At 36.3% G+C, this 17,146-nt stretch carries 20 protein-coding genes and 2 riboswitches; of the genes, 12 read left to right on the top strand and 8 right to left on the bottom strand.

The genetic code is table 11. The features are described from left to right. Position 1: 1 nt before the first annotated feature. The 4 genes from MHB75_RS11485 to MHB75_RS11470 form a co-directional block, all read right to left on the bottom strand. The gene (locus tag MHB75_RS11485; RefSeq protein WP_340997820.1) at positions 2-682 is read right to left on the bottom strand and encodes an ABC transporter ATP-binding protein; all 681 of its coding nucleotides are present in this window, start codon (positions 680-682) and stop codon (positions 2-4) included. Beyond that, positions 682-1,770 carry an ABC transporter permease gene (locus MHB75_RS11480; RefSeq protein WP_325922439.1) on the bottom strand — a complete coding sequence of 363 codons (1,089 nt, stop codon included), beginning with the start codon at positions 1,768-1,770 and terminating at the stop codon, positions 682-684. The genes MHB75_RS11485 and MHB75_RS11480 overlap by 1 nt, the downstream gene beginning before the upstream one ends. Before the next feature lie 126 nt (positions 1,771-1,896). Further along, positions 1,897-3,285, bottom strand: coding sequence for a sensor histidine kinase (locus MHB75_RS11475; RefSeq protein WP_068450397.1), 1,389 nt, complete (start codon positions 3,283-3,285; stop codon positions 1,897-1,899). Continuing rightward, complete coding sequence (locus tag MHB75_RS11470; protein ID WP_087681067.1) at positions 3,282-3,956, bottom strand: response regulator transcription factor; 675 nt, start codon at positions 3,954-3,956, stop codon at positions 3,282-3,284. The genes MHB75_RS11475 and MHB75_RS11470 overlap by 4 nt, the downstream gene beginning before the upstream one ends. 131 nt (positions 3,957-4,087) lie before the next feature. Here MHB75_RS11470 and MHB75_RS11465 point away from each other — a divergent pair, with 131 nt between their 5' ends. The 4 genes from MHB75_RS11465 to MHB75_RS11450 all read left to right on the top strand — a co-directional run bounded on the left by MHB75_RS11465 (position 4,088) and on the right by MHB75_RS11450 (position 8,949). Continuing rightward, on the top strand, positions 4,088-5,332 hold the full coding sequence (locus MHB75_RS11465) for an MFS transporter (RefSeq protein ID WP_068450401.1): 1,245 nt from the start codon (positions 4,088-4,090) through the stop codon (positions 5,330-5,332). Positions 5,333-5,389: 57 nt separating this feature from the next. Continuing rightward, positions 5,390-5,534: riboswitch (cyclic di-AMP (ydaO/yuaA leader) on the top strand. Positions 5,535-5,653: 119 nt separating this feature from the next. Continuing rightward, positions 5,654-7,474 (top strand): APC family permease, encoded by a 1,821-nt coding sequence (locus MHB75_RS11460; protein ID WP_087681068.1) that lies wholly within the window; start codon positions 5,654-5,656, stop codon positions 7,472-7,474. A 71-nt stretch (positions 7,475-7,545) separates the two neighbouring features. After that, the gene (locus tag MHB75_RS11455) at positions 7,546-7,977 is read left to right on the top strand and encodes a hypothetical protein (protein WP_340997812.1); all 432 of its coding nucleotides are present in this window, start codon (positions 7,546-7,548) and stop codon (positions 7,975-7,977) included. An 81-nt stretch (positions 7,978-8,058) separates the two neighbouring features. Further along, positions 8,059-8,949, top strand: a complete 891-nt coding sequence (locus MHB75_RS11450) for a DMT family transporter (protein ID WP_340997810.1) — start codon at positions 8,059-8,061, stop codon at positions 8,947-8,949. A gap of 17 nt (positions 8,950-8,966) precedes the next feature. On the opposite strand, the gene MHB75_RS11445 is transcribed toward MHB75_RS11450, so the two are convergent. From MHB75_RS11445 to MHB75_RS11435, 3 genes are read right to left on the bottom strand one after another with little or no spacing between them, the layout of a single operon-like run. Continuing rightward, entirely contained in the window at positions 8,967-9,401 is a 435-nt protein-coding gene (locus tag MHB75_RS11445) for a GNAT family N-acetyltransferase (RefSeq protein ID WP_340997808.1), read from the bottom strand. A gap of 45 nt (positions 9,402-9,446) precedes the next feature. Continuing rightward, positions 9,447-9,761, bottom strand: coding sequence for a DMT family transporter (locus MHB75_RS11440; protein WP_068450411.1), 315 nt, complete (start codon positions 9,759-9,761; stop codon positions 9,447-9,449). After that, on the bottom strand, positions 9,761-10,099 hold the full coding sequence (locus MHB75_RS11435) for a DMT family transporter (RefSeq protein ID WP_304364146.1): 339 nt from the start codon (positions 10,097-10,099) through the stop codon (positions 9,761-9,763). The genes MHB75_RS11440 and MHB75_RS11435 overlap by 1 nt, the downstream gene beginning before the upstream one ends. 58 nt (positions 10,100-10,157) lie before the next feature. Further along, a riboswitch (guanidine-I (ykkC/yxkD leader) is annotated at positions 10,158-10,259 on the bottom strand. A 114-nt stretch (positions 10,260-10,373) separates the two neighbouring features. On the opposite strand from MHB75_RS11435, the gene MHB75_RS11430 reads away from it, so the two are divergent. From MHB75_RS11430 to MHB75_RS11420, 3 genes are all read left to right on the top strand, one after another. Then, the gene (locus MHB75_RS11430; RefSeq protein ID WP_340997806.1) at positions 10,374-11,303 is read left to right on the top strand and encodes a 1,4-dihydroxy-2-naphthoate polyprenyltransferase; all 930 of its coding nucleotides are present in this window, start codon (positions 10,374-10,376) and stop codon (positions 11,301-11,303) included. A gap of 60 nt (positions 11,304-11,363) precedes the next feature. Next, the gene (locus tag MHB75_RS11425; protein WP_340997804.1) at positions 11,364-12,206 is read left to right on the top strand and encodes a putative RNA methyltransferase; all 843 of its coding nucleotides are present in this window, start codon (positions 11,364-11,366) and stop codon (positions 12,204-12,206) included. Between the two features lie 96 nt (positions 12,207-12,302). Beyond that, the gene (locus MHB75_RS11420) at positions 12,303-12,809 is read left to right on the top strand and encodes a GNAT family N-acetyltransferase (protein WP_340997803.1); all 507 of its coding nucleotides are present in this window, start codon (positions 12,303-12,305) and stop codon (positions 12,807-12,809) included. Between the two features lie 39 nt (positions 12,810-12,848). On the opposite strand, the gene MHB75_RS11415 is transcribed toward MHB75_RS11420, so the two are convergent. Beyond that, positions 12,849-13,322, bottom strand: a complete 474-nt coding sequence (locus MHB75_RS11415; RefSeq protein WP_068450421.1) for a VanZ family protein — start codon at positions 13,320-13,322, stop codon at positions 12,849-12,851. A gap of 104 nt (positions 13,323-13,426) precedes the next feature. On the opposite strand from MHB75_RS11415, the gene MHB75_RS11410 reads away from it, so the two are divergent. The 5 genes from MHB75_RS11410 (at position 13,427) to MHB75_RS11390 (ending at position 16,730) form a co-directional block, all read left to right on the top strand. Further along, positions 13,427-14,368, top strand: a complete 942-nt coding sequence (locus MHB75_RS11410) for a YecA family protein (RefSeq protein ID WP_340997801.1) — start codon at positions 13,427-13,429, stop codon at positions 14,366-14,368. A gap of 55 nt (positions 14,369-14,423) precedes the next feature. Continuing rightward, positions 14,424-15,443: a YcjF family protein gene (locus tag MHB75_RS11405; protein WP_340997799.1), complete on the top strand. Its 1,020-nt coding sequence runs from the start codon at positions 14,424-14,426 to the stop codon at positions 15,441-15,443. 146 nt (positions 15,444-15,589) lie between these two features. Continuing rightward, positions 15,590-15,910, top strand: coding sequence for a DUF7662 domain-containing protein (locus tag MHB75_RS11400; protein ID WP_141274148.1), 321 nt, complete (start codon positions 15,590-15,592; stop codon positions 15,908-15,910). A 21-nt stretch (positions 15,911-15,931) separates the two neighbouring features. Then, positions 15,932-16,138: a hypothetical protein gene (locus MHB75_RS11395; RefSeq protein WP_340997798.1), complete on the top strand. Its 207-nt coding sequence runs from the start codon at positions 15,932-15,934 to the stop codon at positions 16,136-16,138. A 67-nt stretch (positions 16,139-16,205) separates the two neighbouring features. Further along, on the top strand, positions 16,206-16,730 hold the full coding sequence (locus MHB75_RS11390) for a DUF2179 domain-containing protein (protein ID WP_068450434.1): 525 nt from the start codon (positions 16,206-16,208) through the stop codon (positions 16,728-16,730). The last annotated feature ends 416 nt before the right edge of the window (positions 16,731-17,146 follow it).

The raw sequence follows: 17,146 nt of genomic DNA, 5'->3' as shown, positions 1-17,146 counted from the left end.
GTTATTTACGTAATCTTAATTTTTTGTCGTGAACTTCATAAATTTTATCGCAGTAGTGAAGGACAGATTCATCATGTGTTACCATGATGGCTGCTTTATTTTTATCGTGAACTTCTTTAGCGATTAATTCAACAATCTCTTTACTACGATTGGCATCAAGTGCCGCAGTTGGTTCGTCGGCAAGGATGATATCAGGGTCGTTCATGAAAGCACGTGCGATTGCAACACGCTGTTTTTCGCCGCCTGATAAATGTTGAACTGTCTTTTTCGCTTTATTTGCTAAACCAACTGATTCTAATAAATCATCTGCACGTTTTTTCGTTTCGTCATTCCAATCAGCTGCAAGTTCAGTCACAAGCTTTAATTGATCGTACACATTTAAAAATGGTACAAGATTAGCTGCTTGGAAAATGTAGCCGATTGATTTTAAACGCACGTCCGATTTATCTTTATCGCTATATTGGTTAATATCGCGACCGTTGATTACGACTTCACCACCATCGGCACTTTGTAAAGCACCTGCGATGGATAATACCGTACTTTTCCCTGAACCTGATGGACCGACAACTGCGACAAACTCGCCTTTTTCTACGCTCAAGTTTAAGTCTTTTAAAATCTCGATTTCGTTATCGCCATCTTTAAAATGTTTTTGAATATTGACAAGTTGTAATGGTGTATTCATTATTCAGCTCTCCCCATTGCTTGTAGTGGATCGGCTTTCACAATACTTGTTGTTGAGAATAAAGCACCTAATAGTGAAACAACAAGTAATGCGCCACCGAATTTTAGAATTAACGCAAAGTCAAAGACGAATGGAATTCCGTTTGGCATGATTTGTTGTAAAACGAATGCGAAGCCAATTGCTAAGCCAATGCTGACAACAGATAATACAAGTACTTGTAGCATTGTTGAACCGATTAAGAATTTGTTTTTTGCGCCAATCGCTTTTAAAATCCCGAATTGATTTACTTTTTGAATTGTCATGATGTAGAAGAACGCACCAAGTACGAATACCGCAATGACAATTAAGAACGCAAGCATCATCATTAATGAGCTTTGTTCAGCACTATAACCAGGGATTGTATCGATTAGGTCTTGTTTTGGAACGAATTTACCGTCAGCTACGGCATTTTTCACATCTGCTTTTGTTGTGGCATTATCATTTTTTAGGGCAATTGCATTAAATCCAGCATTCTCTTTGCCACCGAAGATTTTATACCATGTGTCTGTATTCATAATCACTGTTGGTGTATGACTATATGTTTGGTCTTCTGTAAAACCGACGATTGTTAATGTTGTTTTTGAGTTTTCCGCATATAGTTTGTCACCAATTTTTGCGCCTTGTTTTTCTAATGTCTTATCAACAACGACATCGTTATTTGATGTGTTTGAAATGGTTTTGCCATCTACAACATTTGGCATTAAGAATTGACTAGGGTTAATTCCCATTAATGTAACGTCTAATTTTTCTTTTGATTCTTTATCCTTTAATGTCATCATTTGAATACCTAAAGGTTGTGCATCGTTCGTTTTAATCTTTTCAACGTCAGTAGCTGTAAAGCGTGAACGATCCATTCGATTATCGGAGTCTTTTGAAACGTAATACGAAACAGCATTCATATTTTTCATAGATGAAGCATTATCATTCGCTAAGCCATTCGCTAAGCCACTGATGATAAATACAAGTGCTGCAACGAAGAATAAAATAAACCCGATGAGGATATAACGTAATTTAAAGAATTTAATTTCTTTTAGTGATAGTGAAAACATAATTTTTTCCTCCCGTTTTTCTTGATACTCTTACTATACGTTCGGAATATGAATAGAATATGAATAAATGGAGGTAAAAAATGGAATATAAAAAGAAACCGCTCGATGAAGCGATTTCTTCTTTGATTATTTTAGTTGTTTTGGTAATGAAATAGTAAAGACTGTACCCTCATCTAACTCACTATCAATTGAAATAGAGCCATGATGTAGTTGTACCATTGATTTCACAATTGCCATACCTAGTCCTGTTCCTGTAACAGTATGTGTGCGTGAAGTATCTGCACGATAAAAACGGTCAAAAATACGTTCTTGCTGTTCTTTTGTCATACCAATTCCAGTGTCTTTAAATTGTAGAATAACACGCGAGTCTGTTTCACGAAGCGAAACATCAATCTGACCACCTTCTTCATTATATTTAATCGCATTCGTTAAAAGGTTATCGAAAATGGTATTTAGGAAAGTTGCATCGCCTTCAATGACGCAAGAAGAAGGGAGTGTGTAACCGACCATTAATCCTTTTTCGCCAATTTGCCATTGGTACTGTCTGATGAGTGAACGAATTTGCTGCGCAATATCAACTTCAGTTGGTTGAATCATTGATTTATTTTGATCGAGCGATGTGAGAAGAAGAAGTTGTTTCGTTAATTCAGATAGTCGTGTAATCTCACGGTTAATGACTTCGATATATTGTTTCTTTTGTTCTTCTGGTAAATCTTCTTTTTCTAATAAGTTCGTATAGCCTTTGATATTAGATAATGGTGATTGAATATCATGCGACACATTGGAGATGAATTCTTTACGTGTGGTTTCATTTTTTTCAAGTTGTTCTGCCATATGTGTAAAGCTTTTTGCAAGCTGTCCAATTTCATCGCGGTGTGTCACATTCAATGCTACATCAAATTTACCATTAGCGAGTTGTTGTGTTGCAGACGTTAATGTGCGAATCGGCTTCACTAAATATTTTGTGCTAATGAATACAAAAACAATACTAAGTGCAATCGTGAGAACAAAGAGAATACCAAAGAGAATATGCATTTCGCCAAAGAGTAGTTTAATATCAGGGCGAATAAAGAGTGCATAGTTTTTGCCGTCATGCTTTAAAGGAACACCAATCGAGTTTTGCAATTCATTCGCAAAGAACCCTGTAACAAAGGTGGATTGAGGGAAGTTTTGAATACCATGAAAGATATTACCGTCTAAAACTGATTCGATTTCTTTTTTACTTAGATTTTTTTCACGGAAATCTGAGCCGAAAAATTCACCTTTTAAATCAGGCTTTACGAGGTAAAATTGATAGCCAACTGCCGCTGTATTTTCGAGATATTCGGTTAAGTTCATATCTGGATGACGATCTGCAAATTCTGCAATATCGAGTGCAATTCGTGTATTCTTTGCATCATTTACTGGCTTTAGCTTTTGTTGATAATAACCATTTGAAATGAGAAAGGCAATGACACCACTACCAATCATAATCGCTACTGTATAAACAACAAATTTTGTATAGAGCGACTTCATTCTGTTTCCTCCAACATGTAACCAATGCCGCGAATCGTCTTAATTTGAACGAAAGGCGAAATCTCTTTAAAGTGTTCGCGCAGACGTTTAACATGTACATCAACTGTACGCTCATCTCCTGAAAAATCAGCGCCCCATACTTGTTCAATCAATTGATCGCGACTTAAAATTTGTTTTTTATGCTGAATAAAATAAACAAGTAAATCAAATTCTTTCGGTGGTAAGAACAATGAACGCTGATCGACCGTTACTTCAAATGTGTTCGTATTCACCGTAATATTTCCGATGCGAAGTAATGTATCTTCTTGTACATCATAGCGACGAAGAAGTGCTTTAACACGGAATAGTAGTTCGAGTGGTTCGAATGGTTTGACGAGATAATCGTCTGTACCTGCTTCATAACCTGCTTCTTTATCTGTAATTTGGTCTTTCGCTGTTAATAATAAAATCGGGATATTGTATTTTTTTCGAATCTCTTTTGTGAGTTGTAAACCATCCATGAAGGGCATCATGACATCAACAATTGCCAAGTCACAGCTATGTTTTTTTAGTTGATCCAATGCGTCCATACCATTTGCTGCCTTGATTGTTTGATAGCCTTTTTCGAGTAGATGTGTTTCCACTAATTCTACAATGCGTGAGTCGTCATCGACAATTAAAATAGTCGTCATATTTAAAACTCCTTTTTTTCATCTATAGTGTCAATATAATACGGAAAGTGTGTGTCTGCCAACTAAATCCTCTTTACAGAATGACTGTATCTGGTAAAATATTACGATAACCGAAATAAAGGAGGGCATCTGTGGATTTTCAAATTGAAAGGCGTGCAACGCGTAATTTAATTACTTTTTTTATTAGTAAAATGCTTACATCTCTTGGTTTTACGGTATTCAGCTTTGGTATTAGTCTCTATATTTTATCGATTACAGGCTCGGCATTATCATTCGCAACGAATATCGTATTTAATGTTGTACCGCGTGCATTAGCGGCACCATTTGCAGGATATGTCGCGGATCGTTTTCCGAAAAAACGAATTGTTGTCGCGAGTATGACAGGTATTACGTTATCTGTTGTTTTATTAATTATACATACATGGCTATTTGGTTTATCTGTTGTTGCAATTTATACAATTACCGCTATTTTCTCAACGATTGGTGCATTTAATGGCGTAGCATTTTCAAGTGCGATCCCTAATATGGTGGGGAAAAAGCGTCTACAAAAAGCGTTATCATTTAATCAAATTTCCTATTCAATCGGCGGGATTGGTGGACCTGTTATCGGGGGGATGTTATATGGTTTTGTCTCGATGCAAGTATTCTTAATTTCGATGGCAGTCGCTTATTTTATCGCGTTAATTTTAGAAGCCACAATGGATTTTACATTATTTGAACAACATCAAAAACGTGAAAAAGAAAGCATGCTACAAAGTATGAAAGAAGGGGTAAAGTATTTAAAAGAAAAACCACTTGTGAAGTCTCTTTTATGGATGAATATTTGGTTAAACTTCTTCAATTCAGCAATTAGTGTAGGCATTGTTTTTATCCTTGTAGAGCAATTAAAAATGCCTTCTACGAATGTAGGGATTATACAAGGAGCAGGTGCTGTTGGAATGTTGATTGCGTCCATTTATTTATCTGTTCGCAGTGATTTAAGAAGACCACTTATTTTCATTCGACGTGCAGTTATTCTTGCTTGTATGTTCATTGGAAGTATCGCAATTCCACTCTTTTTCGATTTTTCAAAAGAATTAACTTTTGTTTTTTATATGATGGTTTTATTCAGTATATCCGCAATGAATATTTGCTCGAATACTCCGATTGGCGTACTCATTCAGCGTTCGGTAGAAGATCATTATCGTGGACGTGTATTTGGACTGATTGAAACGGTCTCTGTCGGCATGGGCCCGATAGGCTCTTTATTATTCGGTGCATTATTTGATTTTATTGACGCAAAATTTTTATTCGTAGGAATTGCCCTTACTTTATTCTTACTCATGATGCACTATGCAAATCGAGCGCTAAGAATTTACGAAAAAAATTCAACTTAAATATTTACAAATGACGTAAGTGGGAGTATTATTACAACACAATTTAAAAAGTTTCAAATTTCTAAATCGCTGAAGTTAAAAAACGCGGGGGAACCACATAAACAGGAAAATGTATTCCTTGGGGTGAATCCTTTTGAAAAAGGTAGGGCTACTCTCAGCCCGAATCCGACAGCTAACCTCGTAAGCGTTACAGAGAAGAGATGGAAACTTGTTAGGCAAAAAATTACTTGTCTACAGGTCTATTTCTCGTGCCTGTAGGCTTTTTTATATTCTTTTTAGCGAATCATGGAGTTTGAAACATATGAAGGAGAAGTGTAAAAAATGGGTTTATGGAAAAGATATGTGATTGGTCGCCCATTAAAGTCAACTGAGTTGATGGATCAAAGATTAAGTAAAACAAAGGCACTTGCGATTTTATCTTCAGATGCATTGTCGTCTGTCGCGTATGGACCAGAGCAAATTCTCATCGTATTAATGGCTGTTGGTGCAGCTGCATTTTGGTACTCCATTCCAATCGCTGTCGGTGTAATTGTTTTATTGGTCGCACTGATTTTTTCATACAGACAAGTGATTCATGCTTATCCACATGGTGGTGGCGCATATGTCGTCTCAAAAGAAAATATAGGGAAGAATGCAGGTTTAGTCGCAGGTGGCGCCTTACTTGTTGATTATATTTTAACCGTTGCAGTAAGTGTTTCAGCAGGAGCAGATGCAATTACATCAGCTTTTCCAGCGCTTCATAATTATAATGTCGAGATGGCAGTAGTATTCGTCATCATCTTAACGATTTTAAATTTACGAGGTGTAACGGAATCAGCGACGATTTTAGCTTATCCAGTGTATCTGTTTGTTTTATCTTTATTCATTTTAATTGGTGTAGGTATTTATCGTATTCTAAATGGTGAAGTACCGACAACGAATCATACAGCAATTGGAACACCAGTTGCTGGGGTTACACTTTTTTTATTACTAAAAGCTTTTGCTTCTGGTAGTTCGGCTTTAACAGGTGTTGAAGCAATCTCTAATGCGATTCCTAATTTTAAAAAGCCTGAGCCTGTCAATGCGACAAAAACATTGTTAGCAATGGGTGGTTTACTCGCTCTTCTTTTTTCAGGAATTGTGTTTCTAGCGTACTATTACGGTGTAACTCCGAATGGACATCAGACAGTTGTATCTCAAATTGCACAGGAAAGTGTAGGTAGAGGGATTTTCTACTTCATTATTCAAGGAATGACAGCGTTAATTTTGATATTGGCTGCTAATACAGGTTTCTCAGCTTTTCCATTACTCGCTGTTAATCTTTCAAAAGATGGCTATATCCCACGCATGTTCCAAGTACGTGGTGACCGTTTAGGTTATTCCAACGGGATTGTCTTACTAGGGATTGGCGCGATTGTCTTAATTATTTTATTCGGGGGTAAAACAGAGAGTCTTATTCCACTCTATGCGACAGGTGTATTCATTCCATTTACATTAGCACAGGCAGGTATGATGCGAAAATGGTTACGAGAACGTCCAAAAGGCTGGCAAGGGAAACTGACAATCAATACAGTGGGAGCGATTATCTCATTTACTGTCGCAGCCATTTTCTTTGTTACTAAATTCGGATATGTATGGCCGATTCTCATTTTTGTTCCGGCTATGGTCATCATCTTCCATCGTATAAAATCGCACTATGATAGTATTGGTCCACAACTGAAGTTAACAGATGAAGTGTTACCAGAGATGAACGGGAACGTCATGATTATTCCGGTTTCAGGCATTACAAAGATGGTGCGTAATTCATTAAACTATGCAAAAACATTGAATCCCGATATGATTGTAGCAGTGTATGTTTCTTTCGATAAGGAAGATTTAAAGGCATTTGAAGCGAAATGGAAGAAGTGGCAACCAGACATTCGTTTAGTTACACTGTATTCACCATATCGTAGTTTAGTGAATCCGCTGACAAAATTTATTGATAAAGTGGAGAAAAAAGCACGTGAAAAAAATTATTATGTTTCTGTTATTGTGCCACAATTCATTGTAAAAAAAGGCTGGCATAATATGTTGCATAATCAATCAAGTTTATTAATTCGTACCTATTTACTTTATAAGAGAAATGTTATTTTAATTACCGTTCCGTTCCGTTTAAAGAAATAATGTTTTAAAATGGTTAAAAAGGGAAACGAATTGTTTTAAATGGATAGTTTAAGGCCAAGGGAGTAGACGTTATGTATGTACGGATAGAGGAACAGGTAGGGTTTAGAATTCGCGGTTTTCGTACGAATGTGGTAACGCAAGCATCGATTATGGAGATACGAAAGAAGTTAAACCAAGCTTTAAAAATACAACATCGTGTACCGAGAGTGACGTATGGTGTATTCTTTCCCAAAGAACATGAGGAATTAAGCGTCGCAGCTTATTATGCAGGAATTGTAGGTGCTTCAACGATTCCACTCGAGAATGCAGAAGATGTTGTCATCTCGTCAGGGCGTTATGTGATTGCGACGAGTACAAATGAAAAGTATGATGCTTTTGTTTTCTTTCATCGCATTCGTCAAGCGGATTATTTTCGTTTTCGAAAGGCACCGATTTTAGAGCAATATGCATATAATAAGGAAACAGGTGAGGAATCCGTTGAGTTGTGGGTTCCAATTATCTAAAGAGTAAAAGGCATTCTGCTTTTTACTCTTTTTTCATGGTATAATAGTAAGAATATTCCTTAAAAGAGAGAAGGAGACAACATGAATATGCAAGCAGCCATTCAGCTAACAATCTCGATGGCAATTTTCGGTTCGGTTGGTTTTTTTACGATTCAAACAGGTATTCCAGCAGAAGAATTGGTATTTGTGAGGTGTATTTGTGCGACATTGTTTTTAGGTGGTTTATGGCTTATAACGAAGAGTTATAAAACAGAGCAGTGGTCACGAAAAGAAGTTATTCAAACGATAATTTGCGGTGTGTTTCTCGTATTTAACTGGGTGTTTTTATTTAAAGCATTCAATGAAATGGAGATCTCGCTCGCAATTTCGATTTATAATTTAGCGCCAATTTTTGTGTTAATTTTGGGAGGAATCTTTTTAAAAGAGCGTCTAACGATTCCAGCAATTTTAGCCATTGTCGTATGCTTTTTAGGTAGTATTTTAATCGTAGGGGTACAACAAGTTGATTCGCTTCATTTACTATGGAATGAGGGCTTCATCTATGCGATGTTATCAGCTATTTGCTATGCGATGACAATGTTTGTGGGACGGGGAGTGAAGCATCTATCTACATATGCATTAACATTTGTTCAAACGATGGTTGGGATTGTCATCTTATTCCCAATGGTGCAGTTTGATGTATTTCATGGGTTAACGACGAGTAACTGGTTGTATATTTTAGGAACGGGCTTTATTCATACAGGTTTTGTATATTACTTATTCTTTAATAGTATTCGTAACTTATCCACATTACTCGTATCTGCACTTGTATTTGTCGATCCATTAGTCGCTATTTTACTCGATATTTGGATTTTAGATTTCCGACCAACGATGGCGCAGATTCTTGGTATGCTGTTCATCTTTGGAGGGATTATTTATACAGTGATAAAACCACCGAAAAAAGAAAATATAACAAAAGAAGTCGCTTCCTAAATAGAAACGACTTCTTTTTAATGTAGCGATTTTGTCATGAGTACATGCTCAATTCCAGCATCCATAAATACGTCAGATTGAACAGTGTAGCCTAACTTTTCGTAAAAACCAATAGCATGAACTTGTGCATCTAATTTTGCTTTAGTTGCACCACGTGCTGCTGCAAGTTCTTCTAATTTTTGAATGATGACCTTACCATAGCCGTGTTTACGCTTTGTTAGTCGAATGGCAACACGTTGGATTTTTCCATAGTTATCGACTAAGCGAACGCGACCTGTACCAACAGCTTGACCGTCTTTTGTTAATAGAACATGTTCACATTCACCGTCTAATGTGTCATAGGCATCAATCTCTTCTTCAATCGGTACATGTTGTTCTTCTACAAATACTTCTTTTCGGATTGAGAATGCTTTTTCTAAATCTGCTACATCTGTAATTTTAAAAATCTTCATGTTAAAGCACCCCTTCAAACTTCATAAGTGTTCTCATTATAAACGCTAAGAAAATAATTTTAAACCGATAGCAGCAGCTAAAATGAGTGTAATAAATACAATGCGACGCCAGTCTTTCGATTCTTTGAAGAAAATCATACCGACAAGTGCACCACCAGCAGCGCCAATACCCGTCCAAACAGCGTAGGCAGTTCCCATAGGAATTGTTTCCATTGCGTAAGAGAGTAAGGCTAAACTAATACCAAAACCAATAATCAGTGCTACAATGGTTTGCCAATTACGATAAAGTTGCCAGCGGTTCATCATGGCAACACCAAAAATTTCACAAAAACCTGCTAAAATAAGCGCAATCCAAGCCATTATGATTGACCTCCTTCTGTACGATCGGGTGTTACCATTTTGAGTCCGATCACACCGATTAGTAATACACCGATTAATGCGATTTTCATAAATTCGATTGGTGCATCAAAAAGAACGATATCGCTTAGTACGGTTCCAGCTGTACCTAATCCGACAAAGACAGCATAAACTGTTCCGACAGGTAGGTGATCACCTGCATTTAATAATAATTTGAATGTGTAAACGAGTGCGGCAATGGTAAGTAACCATTCCCACCAAGTATCTGCGTGTTTTAAACCAATAACCCAGCAAGTTTCGAGTACAGCAGCAAAAACAACAACTGCCCAGTGCTTCATTATAAATTCCTCCTTCTATGTACATAAAAAAACCTGAGAGCTTGACTGCATCTTGCAGTGAAACTCCCAGGCTTTTGTCCTTCCGTGGCACATCAAATTGATGCGGGATTTCTCTCGGACCAGTCTAAACAAATTTGTTTACGGAACCCTAGAAATCCTTCTGTACGCTTTAGTTGCCTTTACTGTACCAAACTTTTTATTGAAATTCAACTTTAGCAATCAAACGAAAAATCATGTAGAATAATAGAGTTATAGAAAGTACGAAAGGAAGTAAAACATGGCGAAACAAACAAATCAGCCGATTGAAGATATTAGTACGCTAAAATTAATGTGGCAATTAACACGTCCACATACATTAACAGCAACTTTTGCGCCTGTTATTTTAGGGACAATGCTCGCGCTTAATGATGGTCCAATCAATTGGCTTTTATTTACGGCAATGCTTGTCTGCGGTTTGTTTTTACAAATTGCGACGAATTTATTCAATGAATATTATGATTTTAAAAGAGGTTTAGACACTGCTGATTCAGTAGGGATTGGTGGTGCGCTTGTACGACATGGTACAAAACCGTCTTCTGTATTGGCATTCGCCTTAATCTTATACGGTCTATCCATATTAATTGGAATCTATATTTGTATGAATTCAAGTTGGTGGCTTGTAGTTATTGGGATTATTGGTATGTTAATCGGCTATTTATACACAGGTGGTCCAATGCCGATTGCTTACACACCGTTTGGTGAACTTTTTGCAGGACTGAGTATGGGAATTGGCTTTATCTTAATTGCTTACTTCATCCAAACAGGTGATGTAAGTATGACAAGCTTTTTAGTATCTGTACCACTCGGTATTTTAGTTGGTGGTATTAATATGTCGAATAATATTCGTGATATTAAAGAAGATACAATTGGTGGCCGTAAAACACTTGCGATTCTACTAGGACGCGAAAAAGCGATTCAGTTGCTGGCGATTTCGTTCATCGTATCGTATGCGTGGATTGTCGGTTTAGTCATATTCGGTGTCGTTAGTCCATGGTTACTATTCGTCTTCATTAGTATGCCAAAACCAATTGCAGCAATTAAGAACTTTAAAGAAGGCGAAGGCATCCCGATGAAACAAGGTTTGGCGATGAAATCAACTGCTTTAACAAATACATTCTTTGGTTTCTTATTATCAATTGGTTTAATCATTGAATATCTTATAAAATAACAAAAGTTGCGGAAGACGAATACGCGTTTTCTGCTTCTTTTTTTGAAGGGAATGTGAAAGATGTTATCTAAAAAACAAATGAGCGCACAGTGGCTTCAAAAGAATGCACAGCTATTTCGCTGCCCACATTGTGAGCAAGCATTTCACATGCAAGAGGAAAAAACACTTGTATGTAAAAATGGTCATAGCTTTGATTTAGCAAAACAAGGTTATATTAATTTACTAACACATCCTGTTCAATCGATGTATGATCAAAAGTTATTTGAAGCGCGTAAACAAGTGCTCGATGCCATGTTATATGCGGATGTATATGATGTGATTTTACAACAGCTGACGAACTTACCTGAAGTGATGACGGTATTAGATACAGGTTGTGGTGAAGGAACGCATCTTTATAAACTAAAAGAACAATGTGAACACGAAATGATTGCGACAGGGATTGACCTTTCAAAAGAAGGAATCGTGGCGGCTGCGAAGAACTATATCGATATTTTATGGGTTGTAGGAGATTTAGCGAAAAGCCCCTATGCATCGAAGAAATTCGACGTCATTTTAAATATTTTATCGCCTGCGAATTATGAGGAATTTAAGCGTTTATTACAGCCGAATGGCAAAGTGATTAAAGTCGTTCCACAGAGCGGCTATTTAAAAGAGTTACGAAAACAATTCTACGCGACATCCGATAAAGAAGATTACTCGAACAGTCAAACAGTTGAACGATTTAAAGAGAGTTTTCCACATGTGGATATCTTCCGCGTGACAACGACAAAAAAGATATCCACAGAACTTGTCCCATTACTTGCACATATGACACCGATGGGCTGGCATCAAGAGAAGAAAATCGAAGACTTACAGCTAGATGAAATTACAATTGATGTCGAAATCTTGGTGGGTTCTTTATAAAAGAAAGTGTTTTAGAATGGTTTAGCTATGGGTAAAGGATGGAAGGTAATCTGTCGAAAACTTTGCGATATTTAAATCGCTAAAGGAGCTAAAATCATGCTAGAAATACGCAAATTAGTAGAGGATGATGCACATGCTTACTGGGCGCTTCGAAAAGAAGCATTACAAGAAGTCCCAGAAGCTTTTGCGATGTCTTATGAGGAAGCAGTAGCAATTGAAAATCCAATTGACCTCGTACGTGAAGTGACACGCTCGAATGCCGAGCAGTTTTATGGTGCTTTTTTAGATGGGGAGTTAGTTGGTGCAGCTACATTGCAAAAAGAGAAAATGATTAAAATGTCGCATCGTGCGCAAATTGGCGCAGTGTATGTGTCAGGAAAAGCACGAGGTACAGGTGCAGGTGTCGCGTTAATTCAAAAAATCATTGATGATTCTAAAGAAGATCCTGATATTGAGAAATTGAATTTAAGTGTTGTGACAACGAATGAACCAGCATTTTCACTCTATAAAAAATTAGGTTTTGAAGTAGTAGGCATTGAAAAGAAGTCTATGAAAAAAGGACAAGAGTATTATGATGAATATTTGATGACACTTCTACTCTAAACGATAAAACACATCCTTCCATATACGAAAGGATGTGTTTTATCGTTTTGATTTCCATTTACGAATCAACGCTAGAATAAGAACAAATAATGTCAGTAGTAAAAATCCACCGAATGTATCTAACCACACATCTGACATGGTAGCTGTGCGACCATCTGTAAAGTACTGATGGAATTCATCTGCTAAGGCGAGGATGAATGTGATGATAAGCGCATATACATAGCGATATTTTCTTGGGAATAACGCGATATAGATGGCGATTGCCATCGCACCGAAAGATAACATATGTGCAGCTTTTCGTACTAAAAATTCAATGAAGTAATAGTAACCACGTTCTTCAACAGACACTGTAATTCCCCAATAGGGAATTTTAAATAGTGATAAGAAGTTGTAGAACGGTTGATTTGGTAAGAGTTGTTGCAAGGTTGGTACGATAGATTGTTGCTCATAACTTTGACTAGATGAAATGAAAATAATAACGATTAATAAAAGTAACGGAATATATTTTTTCATATTAAAAAAATAGCATACTTTAAGGTGAATTTCACTGTTTAGCGGAATGTTTCTAAAGGTGTTATAGTGTTACAGTAAAAGTTTTTTTAAAAGGAGTAGGAAAAATGATTGGACGTAATGACCCATGCCCATGTGGTAGTGGAAAAAAATATAAAAAGTGTTGTGCGAATAAAGAGGCAGTAACAGTAGACGTTGTTGTAGACGAAGAAATGGAGCGTGTACTTCAAAATTTCTATGAGTTATATCCAAAAAAACAAGATTTTGAAGCATATCATGCGGTAGGCGCAAAGTGGAATGAAGCGCTAGGTGACAAACTCGATATCGAATTAGTAGAAGCGATTGCCATTGATTATTTCTTCTTTGAAGAACGCTTAGATATTTGGACAGGCTATTTAGAAAGAGTATTAAAAGATACGATTCGTCCAGCCTTAAAAGAACGCTTAGAGAATTGGTCACACCCATCTTTATTAATCGGAAAAATTAAAGAAGTAAAAGACGACTATATGATTGTAGAACATAGTGATACGAAGGCATTCGTGGAACTAAGACGCGAAGGTGAACGTCCTATTCCAGAGAATGTTCATGTATTTTGCTTCATACTGCCAATTGATGAACAACATCATTTAGCGATTTCGAGTATGATTTTCTTCCCAGTCGATTATACAGCAATTTTTGAACAGTTCTTTAAAGAAAAAACAATGAACGATTCTATGGAATTATGGAAGAAACTTGTTGAGAATGGTTTTGAAGGTAATGAATTTACAGATTTTGAAACAGAAGTTTTCGATCGCATTATGGCATACTTAGAAGAACAGGGACGCGACGCAGAGCGCATTCTACAATTGACGCAAGACTTTGTTGTTGAAAAACAACCAAAAGCGCGTAAACCAGTCGCCATTGCAGCTGGCGCGATTCGTTTCGGTAATGACCATGGATATTTCGAAAAAATCGATACAACGGTAAAAGCGATTGCAGAATATTTTGATGTTTCAGCTTCGTCATTAAATAAATATGAGCGTGAATTAGCCGAGTATGCGGGTATTTAATTTATAAGAACTAGTCAGTCACATAGTTCGGCATTATAAAAGGAGTGAGCAATACATGGAGAAACAACCTTTTTCAGATGAGCAATTTGATAAAATTTTTGCGGAGCAGTCAGCCGAAATTAATAAACAATTGGATCAAGAGATTTTAATTGCGATGATTGGTGATGTTAATGCAGGAAAATCTTCAACAATTAATCGTCTAATGGATGGGGAAGTAGCGCGTGTAGGTGCAAAACCAGGTGAGACGGTGTCGATTGAAAAATATGCACTGCATGACAAAATTGTTTTTGTGGATACACCTGGGTTACAAGATGTAAACAGTGAAAATTCACAACAAACATTGAAGTTTTTCAAAGAAGCAGATGTTGTTTTATTCTTTTTAAATGCTGCTGGAACAGTACTGTCAGATTATGAACTACAAACGTTAAAACAAATTCGAGAAGTGAATCAAGATATTTTAATTGTCTTAAATAAGATTGATGCTGCTGAAGATGTAGGCGATTTGGTCAAATATATTCAAGACAATACGGCTTATAACTATCCAGTCGTTCCGATTTCTTCACGTACAGGTGAGAACATGTCGATGTTACAAAACCAAATTTTGCGTATTTTAGAAAAAGGAAAAAAGGACGTACTGATGGCAACACACATGGCAGATAAGTCATCTACTGCGAAAAAGTGGATTTTAGCTTCTGGGGCTTCTGCTGCTGCAATCGGTGCAATTCCTCTACCAGGAGCAGACTTTGGACCTTTAACAGCATTACAAGTAGCGATGATGATTAAATTAGCCAAATTATATAATAAGCCGATTACAAAAGATCGCGCAAAAGAGATGATTATTGCGACCGTTGTCGGAAGTGTGGGACGAACGATCTTCCGCCAGGTTGTGAAGCTGATTCCAGGAGCAGGTTCAGTTGCAGCAGGTTCGGTTGCAGCAACGATGACGATTTCACTCGGTTATGCTGTAAAATATGCATATGAACGTGATATCGACTTAGATGCAAAGTCATTACAGCCACTCTATAATATGTTCTTAAAAGAAGAACAAGAAAAAGAGAAAAAGAAGAAAAAATAAATGTGTAAGTAGGACTTCATTCACTTGAAGTCCTTTTTCTGTAAGTAAAACGTTTCTTTTCCATTAATTTAGAATTTTTAGAATATTCTTTTCATTTTATGTTAGAATTATAAAATCGAACCGTAATATAGAAAGGACGTTATAGAATGAAAGGAAACGGAAAATATTTTCCACTCCATGAATTTTTACAACAACAAGAAAAGGAACAAGTGATTTTAAGTTTTAAAAAAATTGAAGAAATCCTACAAACCTCGCTTCCACAGTCTGCATATAAGTATCAAGCATGGTGGGGAAATACAAGAAGTGGTACATACGTGCAGTCTGCTGCTTGGTTAGAAGCTGGTTTTCGGGTAGAATATATACAATTCGGTGAATATGTCGAATTTCGGAAATCTGCAAAGGCATTGTTAACAAAGAAAAGAAGTCGGACGAGTCGAAAAATTGAAATGCATCTTATAGAAAACTAACAGCATAAAGGAGTGTGATCCATGTTTAAACAATTTGTATGGATTATTTCACTTGTCGTCATAGGCTCTTTAAGTATTACATTTGCTTTTACGCGCAATTTAGAAGCTACAGTATTTTGGACTATATTTAGTCTAGGTACAATTTGTAATCTTGTCGGTGTACTGATTTTATACAACACGTTAAAAAAATTAGACCGTATTCAAGAACAAAAGCGCACTAAATTGTGATATGTTTTCTAAGGGAAATTAAGGGAATCAGTTAAAACAATTCGTATATTGGTTAGGAGGGCTTATTATGCTCGATACGATTATTCTCATTATTGTGATTAACGTAGCTTATATGACCATGACAACATTGCGCCTGATTCTCGTTATTAAAGGGTATCCAAAAGCAGCCTCTATTTTATCTGTTTTAGAAGTCTTTATTTACTTAATGGGTTTGACAATGGTGCTTGATAATTTAGATAATCCTTGGAATATGGCTGCATACTGTCTAGGTTGGGGATTAGGTGTTTACATTGGTAGTTTAATCGAAGGTAAACTAGCGCTAGGTTATATTTTGTTTGAGATTATTATCAATTTAGAAGATGCTGAAATTGTCCATGAATTACGCTCAAAAGGTTATGGGGTTACGTCTTGGTTAGCAGATGGAAAAGATGGTCAGAAAATTTGTATGACGGTTATTGCGAAACGTAAAAATGAAAAAAAATTACGAAATACCGTTTTAGAAATGTGGCCGAAAGCATTCATCATTTCTTACGAGCCAAGTAATTTAAGTGGTGGATTTTTAGTCAAACAGATGAAAGTTAGAAAAAAATAAAGACTTAAAATTCATTTTACTTTATGCATAATATGGAGAGAGAAGGGTAACCGTAGTGTATATGGTTACCCTTCTATTGTAAAAAATAGCAAAATACTTGTATTCATTTTGGTAAAAATTTATGTTGTAAATAGTAGGGAGTTAAATAGATAGTAATGAAAAACCCAAGGTATTCCACTCCAGAAAGACAAAATAAGCATTTCTTACAAAAAAGTGAATGTTGTTAACATTTTCATAACCTGCATAATCATTGATATAACAACTTTTATTAATATTTATTGAAAATGTGTCATAAATATTTTGAATTGAATAATAATTTTAAATTTTTTTGTACATTCAGTACACATTTTTTCCATTTTATTTTACAATGGAATTAAGGGGAAATAGATAACAGATTCACTAATACATTCGCACTT

Origin of the sequence: Kurthia sp. FSL E2-0154 (assembly GCF_038003625.1) — a bacterium.
Taxonomy (GTDB): domain Bacteria; phylum Bacillota; class Bacilli; order Bacillales_A; family Planococcaceae; genus Kurthia; species Kurthia gibsonii.
Note: the sequence above shows the minus strand (reverse complement) of the source record. Positions and strands in the feature narration are given on the sequence as shown.

What these genes read in the sequence shown, in the direction of transcription:
- MHB75_RS11485 (WP_340997820.1), bottom strand. Translation starts at nt 682, where the DNA reads ATGAATACACCATTACAACTTGTCAATATTCAAAAACATTTTAAAGAT.
- MHB75_RS11480 (WP_325922439.1), bottom strand. Translation starts at nt 1,770, where the DNA reads ATGTTTTCACTATCACTAAAAGAAATTAAATTCTTTAAATTACGTTAT.
- MHB75_RS11475 (WP_068450397.1), bottom strand. Translation starts at nt 3,285, where the DNA reads ATGAAGTCGCTCTATACAAAATTTGTTGTTTATACAGTAGCGATTATG.
- MHB75_RS11470 (WP_087681067.1), bottom strand. Translation starts at nt 3,956, where the DNA reads ATGACGACTATTTTAATTGTCGATGACGACTCACGCATTGTAGAATTA.
- MHB75_RS11460 (WP_087681068.1), top strand. Translation starts at nt 5,654, where the DNA reads ATGGGTTTATGGAAAAGATATGTGATTGGTCGCCCATTAAAGTCAACT.
- MHB75_RS11455 (WP_340997812.1), top strand. Translation starts at nt 7,546, where the DNA reads ATGTATGTACGGATAGAGGAACAGGTAGGGTTTAGAATTCGCGGTTTT.
- MHB75_RS11450 (WP_340997810.1), top strand. Translation starts at nt 8,059, where the DNA reads ATGAATATGCAAGCAGCCATTCAGCTAACAATCTCGATGGCAATTTTC.
- MHB75_RS11445 (WP_340997808.1), bottom strand. Translation starts at nt 9,401, where the DNA reads ATGAAGATTTTTAAAATTACAGATGTAGCAGATTTAGAAAAAGCATTC.
- MHB75_RS11440 (WP_068450411.1), bottom strand. Translation starts at nt 9,761, where the DNA reads ATGGCTTGGATTGCGCTTATTTTAGCAGGTTTTTGTGAAATTTTTGGT.
- MHB75_RS11430 (WP_340997806.1), top strand. Translation starts at nt 10,374, where the DNA reads ATGGCGAAACAAACAAATCAGCCGATTGAAGATATTAGTACGCTAAAA.
- MHB75_RS11425 (WP_340997804.1), top strand. Translation starts at nt 11,364, where the DNA reads ATGTTATCTAAAAAACAAATGAGCGCACAGTGGCTTCAAAAGAATGCA.
- MHB75_RS11420 (WP_340997803.1), top strand. Translation starts at nt 12,303, where the DNA reads ATGCTAGAAATACGCAAATTAGTAGAGGATGATGCACATGCTTACTGG.
- MHB75_RS11415 (WP_068450421.1), bottom strand. Translation starts at nt 13,322, where the DNA reads ATGAAAAAATATATTCCGTTACTTTTATTAATCGTTATTATTTTCATT.
- MHB75_RS11410 (WP_340997801.1), top strand. Translation starts at nt 13,427, where the DNA reads ATGATTGGACGTAATGACCCATGCCCATGTGGTAGTGGAAAAAAATAT.
- MHB75_RS11405 (WP_340997799.1), top strand. Translation starts at nt 14,424, where the DNA reads ATGGAGAAACAACCTTTTTCAGATGAGCAATTTGATAAAATTTTTGCG.
- MHB75_RS11400 (WP_141274148.1), top strand. Translation starts at nt 15,590, where the DNA reads ATGAAAGGAAACGGAAAATATTTTCCACTCCATGAATTTTTACAACAA.
- MHB75_RS11395 (WP_340997798.1), top strand. Translation starts at nt 15,932, where the DNA reads ATGTTTAAACAATTTGTATGGATTATTTCACTTGTCGTCATAGGCTCT.
- MHB75_RS11390 (WP_068450434.1), top strand. Translation starts at nt 16,206, where the DNA reads ATGCTCGATACGATTATTCTCATTATTGTGATTAACGTAGCTTATATG.